Below are 1,701 nucleotides of genomic sequence, written 5' to 3'. Positions count from 1 at the left end.
GTCCGGCAAGGGTGTCGGACTCGTCGTTCCCTCGTTGCTAGCTTGGCCGGGCTCGGCCATCGTGCACGACATCAAGGGTGAGAACTGGCAGCTGACCGCGGGCTTTCGCTCGCGGCATGGCCGCGTCCTGTTGTTCGATCCGACCAACCCGAAATCCTCAGCTTACAATCCGCTGCTCGAGGTCCGGCGCGGGGAATGGGAGGTTCGCGATGTCCAGAACGTCGCCGACGTCCTGGTCGACCCCGAAGGTTCTCTCGATAAACGGAACCATTGGGAGAAGACCAGTCATTCGCTCCTGGTCGGCGCCATCCTCCATGTCCTCTATGCCGAGACAGACAAGACCTTGGCCGGCGTCGCAGCGTTCCTGTCCGATCCGAAGCGGCCCATCGAGGCGACGCTGAAGGCAATGATGACCACTGCGCACCTTGGCGAGCAGGGTGCCCATCCCGTGGTCGCCTCGACCGCGCGCGAACTCCTCAACAAATCCGAGAATGAACGCTCCGGCGTCCTTTCTACTGCAATGTCGTTCCTGGGGCTGTACCGCGACCCCGTCGTGGCCCAGGTGACCCGCTGCTGTGACTGGCGGATAGCCGATCTGATCGCAGACAGCCACCCTACGACGCTTTATCTCGTGGTGCCGCCCTCCGATATCTCACGGACCAAGCCGCTGATCCGGCTTGTGCTGAATCAGATCGGCCGGCGCTTGACCGAGGATCTGCACGCCAGTCACCGCCGGCATCGAGTCCTGATGATGCTTGACGAGTTCCCGGCGCTGGGGCGGCTTGATTTCTTCGAGTCCGCGCTCGCCTTCATGGCCGGCTACGGCATCAAGAGCTTCTTGATCGCGCAGTCGCTCAATCAGATCGAAAAGGCCTACGGGCCTAACAACGCGATCCTCGATAACTGCCATGTCCGAGTCAGCTTCGCGACAAATGACGAGCGGACCGCCAAGCGGGTGTCCGACGCGTTGGGCACGGCGACCGAGATGCGCGCGATGAAGAACTATGCCGGTCATAGATTGAACCCGTGGCTGGGGCACCTGATGGTCTCCCGCCAGGAGACGGCAAGGCCGCTGCTGACCCCTGGCGAAGTCATGCAGCTTCCGCCGATGGACGAGATCGTCATGGTGGCAGGGACGGCGCCGATCCGGGCGAAGAAGGTCCGCTACTACGAGGATAGGCGATTCACTGAGCGGGTTGTGCCGCCGCCCGATCCAGCGACGGCCGGCCGATCATCGCGAACGGACGGATGGTCAGCGCTCGGACCGTTGAAGCCCACGCGAGGTCCAACTGACAAGGCCGCCGAGGCCGAGGAAGACACGGCGAACAGCGGCCTCCGTCGTGAGCCGGAACTCCCCGATCACGTCGCGATCGCCAAGGAGACAACCGAACCAACGCCGGCAGAGGAATTTGCCGCCGTGCTTGACGACGACGAAGATGCGGTCCGCCAGTCCCGGCTCATACGCCAACAGATGCGCGGTGTTGCCCGTCAAGTCGCCTTGGACCCGAACGACGGTATGGAGCTCTGAGGCAATATGCGCGACCGGATGAATGTCTATTTCCCGCCAGAGCTGCTGAAACAGATCTCGGAGCTCGCCGATCGCAAGAAGCTTTCCCGGTCTGCCATTGTGGAAGCTGCCGTCGCCTCCTTTCTTTCACCCGACGGAGCGGATAGGCGGGAGGCAGCATTCACCCGGCGCCT

The 1,701-nt window shown here is 62.9% G+C and carries 2 protein-coding genes; both read left to right on the top strand.

Annotated elements, in window-relative coordinates; translation table 11 throughout:
* The coding region (traG, locus tag ACM43_RS09705) for an IncP-type conjugal transfer protein TraG (RefSeq protein ID WP_271539866.1) at window positions 1-1,528 on the top strand (1,528 nt) is incomplete at its 5' end.
* Window positions 1,529-1,534: 6 nt separating this feature from the next.
* The coding region (locus ACM43_RS09700) for a CopG family transcriptional regulator (protein WP_271539867.1) at window positions 1,535-1,701 on the top strand (167 nt) is incomplete at its 3' end.

This window comes from Bradyrhizobium sp. CCBAU 45321 (assembly GCF_028128975.1).
GTDB classification, from domain to species: domain Bacteria; phylum Pseudomonadota; class Alphaproteobacteria; order Rhizobiales; family Xanthobacteraceae; genus Bradyrhizobium; species Bradyrhizobium yuanmingense.
The sequence above is the reverse complement of the archived record's forward strand: the minus strand, read 5'-3'. Positions and strand labels throughout refer to the sequence as shown.